Origin of the sequence: Kitasatospora nipponensis, assembly GCF_039528135.1 — a bacterium.
GTDB lineage: Bacteria > Actinomycetota > Actinomycetes > Streptomycetales > Streptomycetaceae > Kitasatospora > Kitasatospora nipponensis.
On record NZ_BAAALF010000319.1, the window covers coordinates 1 to 5,306 of the forward strand.

Here is a 5,306-nt window from a genome sequence, read left to right on the forward strand (position 1 = left end):
CAACCTATGCGCCCGACGCCGCCTGCGAGAAGGCTTTGCCCGGCCAGTGACCAACGACACCCCGTCAGAGCGTCAACAGCATGGCGAACATTCCGATCCCCATCCCCACCCGGCATGCCCGCACCGCGCCGCCGGCCAGTCCGCCGACGGCCCGCCGGCCCGGCGACCGGTCTCCTGACCGGAGCGCACCCACCGGGCTGCCGCCCGCCGCGGGCACCCCCGTCACCCCGGCCGTCACCCCCGCGCTCACGCCCGCCGCCCTGCGGACCCTGGTCAGCGAGCTGGCCGAGCGGCCCGAGGAGTGGATCGGCAAGGTGCGCCTGTCGGTCGGCGACCGCTGGTACGAACGCCTCAGCGGCGGGCCGGACCACGAGATCTGGCTGATCAGCTGGCTGCCGGGCCAGTCCACCGGGTTCCACGACCACGGCGGTTCGCGCGGCGCCTTCACGGTGGCCCTGGGCGAGCTGGAGGAGCTCTCGCTGGGCGAGGCCGACGGCGAACTGCACAGCCGGCGGCTGCCGGCGGGCACGGTCCGCGCCTTCGGGCCGGCGTTCCTGCACGACGTGCGCAACACCGCGGGCGGGCCCGCGGTGACCATCCACGCGTACTCGCCGCCGCTCAGCGCGATGGCCCGCTACGAGCTGCGCGCCAGCGGCCTGCGGCGCACCGCGGTGGAGGTGGCGGAGCAGTGGTGAGCATCGACGAACTGGTGGCCCGGGCCCGCGAGGGCGTGCACCGGCCGGACCCGCACGAGGCGCACCGCGCCTGGCGGGCGCACGACGCGTTGCTGGTGGACATCCGCCCCGCGGCGCAGCGCGGGCGCGAGGGGCAGATCCCCGGCGCGCTGGTGATCGAGCGCAATGTCCTGGAGTGGCGGCTCGATCCGACCGGCAGCCACCGGATCCCCGAGGCCACGGGGTACGAGCTGCCGGTGGTGGTCGTCTGCTCGGAGGGGTACGCCTCCAGCCTCGCGGCGGCCTCCCTGCGCGAGCTGGGCCTGCACCGGGCGACCGACCTGGACGGCGGCTTCGTCGCCTGGGCGGCGGCCGGGCTGCCGACCGAACCGGGGCCGGGTGGTGCCGATCCCGGCGCCACCTGAGTCCCACTCATCCCTTGCGTCCCACCCGTCCCTGACGGTCCGTGACCGCGGATCGCCGGCCCCGGGGCTCGCGCACCAGGTCCGCACGGCGTGTCGGATCGGTCACCGATCGCCGTTCCGGGTTTCCCTTGGACCTGGTGGGGGCAGGCAGCCACGGGCAATCCGCCCTGGCACCGGCGCACCCTCGACAGGCCGTACCACCGCACGACCCGACCGGTGCCTCCGCACCACAGCTAGGACTACCCCGTGATCAGATTCGACGGCGCCGGCAAGCGCCACCCCGACGGCACGATCGCCGTCGAGGGCCTGGACCTCACCGTGCCCGCGGGCCGGACCACCGTGCTGGTGGGGCCGTCCGGCTGCGGCAAGACGACGATCCTGCGGATGGTCAACCGGATGGTCGAGCCGACCGCGGGCCGGGTGCTGCTGGACGGCACCGACGTCGCCCGGCTGGAGGCCGCCAAGCTGCGCCGGGGCATCGGGTACGTGATCCAGCAGGCCGGGCTCTTCCCGCACCGGCGGGTCCTGGACAACATCGCCACCGTGCCGTACCTGCTGGGCTGGGACCGCAAGCGGGCCCGGGCCCGCGCCATGGAGCTGCTGGAGCTGGTCGGGCTGGAGCCGCAGACCGCCAGGCGCTACCCGTTCCAGCTCTCCGGCGGCCAGCAGCAGCGCGTCGGAGTGGCCCGGGCGCTGGCCGCCGATCCGCCGCTGCTGCTGCTGGACGAGCCGTTCAGCGCCGTCGACCCGGTGGTGCGGGCCGGACTGCAGGACGAACTGCTCCGCCTGCAAGCCGAGTTGAACAAGACGGTGCTCTTCGTCACGCACGACATCGAGGAGGCGGTGCGGCTCGGCGACCAGATCGTGGTGCTGCGCGAGCACGGCCGGATCGGCCAGGTGGCCGATCCGGCCACCCTGCTGGCGGCGCCGGCCGACCCGCAGGTGGCGGCGTTCCTGGGCCGCGACCGCGGGCTGCGCGGGCTGGGGCTGCGCCCGGCCGGCGCGATCGCGCTGGTCAGCGCCGACCTGCCGTACGAGGGCTGGCGGGTGACGGTGGACGAGCAGGGCCGGCCGACCGGCTGGACCGGTCCGGGGGAAACGATCCACCAGGTCGCCGTCTACCACCCCGGCGCCGACACCCTGCGCACCGCGCTGGACTGCGCGGTCCTCTCCCCGGCCCGGGCCGCGGTCGCGCTGGACGCCGAGGGCCGGCTGCTGGGCCTGGCCCCGCGCGCGGCCGTGCTGGACGCCCTGGACGCGGCGGGCCCCGAGGCGACGGCCGGCGCCGCGACGAAGGCGGGCACGGCGAAGCCCACACCGAAGGCGGACTCCACGCCGACGGCGGGCCCCGCGGAGTCGGCCGGCGCCCGGATACCCGAGGCCACCCGCGCGAACGGCGGTGCCGGCCATGGACGGTGAGCCCCTGGTCCGCTGGCGCTGGCTCGGCGACCACCTCGGCTACCTGTGGAACCTGCTCTGCGACCACGCGGTGCTCTCGCTGGTCCCGGTGCTCCTGGGCCTGCTGCTGGCGCTGCCGCTGGGCCTGCTCTGCTCGCGCTTCCGCCCGCTCTACCAGCCGCTCGCGGCCGTCTTCAACCTGGTCTACGCGCTGCCTTCGCTGGCGGTCTTCATCCTGCTGATCCCCTACACCGGGCTGGGCACCCAGTCCCTGGTGATGATCCCGCTGACCTTCTACAGCCTCGCCGTGCTGCTGCCCACCGTCGTGGACGGCCTGGGCGCGGTGCCCGAGCCGGTCCGGCAGGCCGCCACCGCGATGGGCTACGGGCCGTGGCGGCGGCTGGTCGCGGTCGAGCTGCCGTCCGCCGTGCCGTACCTGGTGGCCGGTCTGCGGGTGGCCACCGTCTCCAGCATCTCGCTGGCCAGCGTCGGCGCGCTGGTGGGGCGCGGCGGCCTGGGCTACCTCTTCATCGACGGTTTCCAGCGGACCTTCCCCACCCCGATCCTGGCCGGCATCGTGCTGGTCGCCCTGCTCGCCCTGGTCACCGACGCGGTGCTGTTGCTGGCCCGCCGGCTGCTCGCCCCGTGGGCCGGCCAGGAGACGGCGGTGTCGCGGTGAACTGGCTCTCCTGGCTCTCCGACTTCTTCTCCGACCCGGACCGGCGCAACGGCCCCGACGCGATCGCGCACCGGCTCGCCGAGCACCTGACGTTCTGCGGCGAGGCACTCGCCTACGCGGCGCTGCTGGCCGTGCCGCTGGGCCTGCTGCTGGGGTACACCGGCCGGGCGACCGGCCTGGTCACCTCGGTGACCGGCATCGCCCGCGGGCTGCCCACCCTCGGGCTCGTCACGCTGGCGGTCCTGGTGGCCGGGGTGGGCGACACGGCCGTGCTGGTGGCGCTGGTCGCGCTGGCCGCGCCGGTCCTGCTGGTGGCGGCGGTCGAAGGGGTGCGCGGCACCGACCCGGCCCTGCGCGACGCCGCCCGCGGCATCGGCCTGACCCACCGCCAGGTGCTCTGGCAGGTCTGCGTGCCCTCCGCGCTGCCCGCCCTGCTCGCGGGCCTGCGCACGGCGACCGTCCAGGTGATCGCCACCGCCACGGTGGCCGCCTACGTCGGCCTGGGCGGCCTGGGCCGCTACGTGCTGGACGGCCTGGCCACCCACGACTTCCCGCAGACCGCCGGCGGCGCGCTGCTGGTGGTCCTGCTGGCGCTGGGCGCCCAGGGCCTGTTCGTGCTGCTGAACCGCTTCGCGCTGCCCGCCGGCCTGCGCGGGGCCCGCCCGGCGCGCACCGCGCGCCGCCCGCGCGGCTGAGCCCGCCCTCGACCTCGTCACGACACCGTCGTCCGACCATCACCCGCCCCTCCCTCCGGAAGGAACCACCATGTCCCTGCGCTCCCGCGCGACCACCGGCGCCGTCCTGCTCACCGCCGTCGCCCTGGCCGCCACCGCCTGCAGCTCATCGAAGAGCGATCCGCTCTCCGGGGGTTCCACAACAGCGGGCGCCGGCTCGACCGTCGTGGTCGGCTCGGCGAACTTCCCCGAGAACGTGCTGCTCGCCTCCATCTACTCGCAGGCCCTGCAGGCCAAAGGCGTCAAGGTGGAGGAGAAGTTCAACATCGGCAGCCGCGAGGTGCTCTACGGGCAGCTCAAGAGCGGCAACCTGACCGTGCTGCCCGAGTACAACGGCGCGCTGCTCAGCTACCTGGACAGCAAGGCCACCGCGACCAGCACCGAGGACATCGACGCGGCGCTCGGCACCACGCTGCCGGCCGGTGTGGGGATCCTCAAGCCGGCCGCCGCCCAGGACGCGGACTCCCTGACGGTCAGCCAGGACACCGCGACCAGGTTCCACCTGCAGAGCATCAGTGACCTGGCCGCGCAGGCCGGACAGTTCAGCGTCGGCGGGCCGCCGGAGTTCAAGTCGCGGCGCGAGCAGCAGTTCAAGGACGTCTACGGGCTGACCTTCAAGGAGTGGAAGCCGACCGGCGACACCACCGCCAACGCGCTCAAGGACGGCAGCATCCAGGTCGGCAACGTCTTCACCACCGACCCGAAGATCGTCCAGCTGGGCCTGGTCTCGCTCACCGACCCGAAGAACCTCTTCGGCGCCCAGAACGTGACGCCGCTGGTCTACAAGGCCGGGGTGAACGACACCGCGAGCGCGGCGCTGGACGCGGTCTCCGCGAAGCTGGACACCGCCGGACTGACCGCGATGATGAAGAAGGTCTCGGTCGACAAGGCGGACCCCTCGGCGGTCGCCAAGGAGTGGGTCAAGGCCAACGGCCTGGGCTGAGGGCCTGGGCGGGGCACAAGCGGCGGGCCCTCGGGCCGCCCCTGACCGGGGGCGGCCCGAGGGCCCGCTCGTGCGTGCGCGGCGCGGTGCGGCGCCGGATCCGCTCAGTACCAGTGGTGGCTCTGCCAGAAGGACCAGGCGGCGTTCGGGCTGCCGTAGCGGTCGTTCATGTAGTTCAGGGTCCACTTGATCTGGGTCACCGGGTTGGTGCGCCAGTCCGAGCCGGCCGAGGCCATCTTGCTCGCCGGCAGCGCCTGGCCCAGGCCGTAGGAGCCGGAGGACGGGTTGACCGCCGTGATCTTCCAGCTGCTCTCGTGGCTGATGATGTTGCTGAAGGCGGCCCACTGGTTGGCGGGCACCATGCTCTGGGCCAGCGCGCGCACGCCACCGGGGCTGGTGTCGGTGACCGCCGCGGGGGCCGGCGCCGGCTGCGGGGCGGCGGGCGCCTGCGGG

At 74.4% G+C, this 5,306-nt stretch carries 7 protein-coding genes; 6 read left to right on the top strand and 1 reads right to left on the bottom strand.

The window, feature by feature from the left end; all coding sequences use genetic code 11:
* Positions 1-80: 80 nt before the first annotated feature.
* From ABD323_RS39270 to ABD323_RS39295, 6 genes are all read left to right on the top strand, one after another.
* On the top strand, positions 81-695 hold the full coding sequence (locus ABD323_RS39270) for a cysteine dioxygenase (protein ID WP_344446897.1): 615 nt from the start codon (positions 81-83) through the stop codon (positions 693-695).
* A complete protein-coding gene (locus ABD323_RS39275) occupies positions 689-1,099 on the top strand; it encodes a rhodanese-like domain-containing protein (RefSeq protein ID WP_344446898.1) in 411 nt (136 codons plus the stop codon). Before ABD323_RS39270 ends, ABD323_RS39275 begins: the two co-directional genes overlap by 7 nt.
* Before the next feature lie 246 nt (positions 1,100-1,345).
* On the top strand, positions 1,346-2,518 hold the full coding sequence (locus ABD323_RS39280) for an ABC transporter ATP-binding protein (protein ID WP_344446899.1): 1,173 nt from the start codon (positions 1,346-1,348) through the stop codon (positions 2,516-2,518).
* Positions 2,508-3,176 (top strand): ABC transporter permease, encoded by a 669-nt coding sequence (locus ABD323_RS39285; protein WP_344446900.1) that lies wholly within the window; start codon positions 2,508-2,510, stop codon positions 3,174-3,176. Before ABD323_RS39280 ends, ABD323_RS39285 begins: the two co-directional genes overlap by 11 nt.
* Positions 3,173-3,871 (top strand): ABC transporter permease, encoded by a 699-nt coding sequence (locus tag ABD323_RS39290; RefSeq protein WP_344446902.1) that lies wholly within the window; start codon positions 3,173-3,175, stop codon positions 3,869-3,871. Before ABD323_RS39285 ends, ABD323_RS39290 begins: the two co-directional genes overlap by 4 nt.
* A 70-nt stretch (positions 3,872-3,941) precedes the next feature.
* Complete coding sequence (locus ABD323_RS39295) at positions 3,942-4,853, top strand: ABC transporter substrate-binding protein (RefSeq protein WP_344446903.1); 912 nt, start codon at positions 3,942-3,944, stop codon at positions 4,851-4,853.
* A 104-nt stretch (positions 4,854-4,957) separates the two neighbouring features.
* On the opposite strand, the gene ABD323_RS39300 is transcribed toward ABD323_RS39295, so the two are convergent.
* A partial coding sequence (locus ABD323_RS39300) for an aggregation-promoting factor C-terminal-like domain-containing protein (protein ID WP_344446904.1) occupies positions 4,958-5,306 on the bottom strand: 349 nt, incomplete at its 5' end.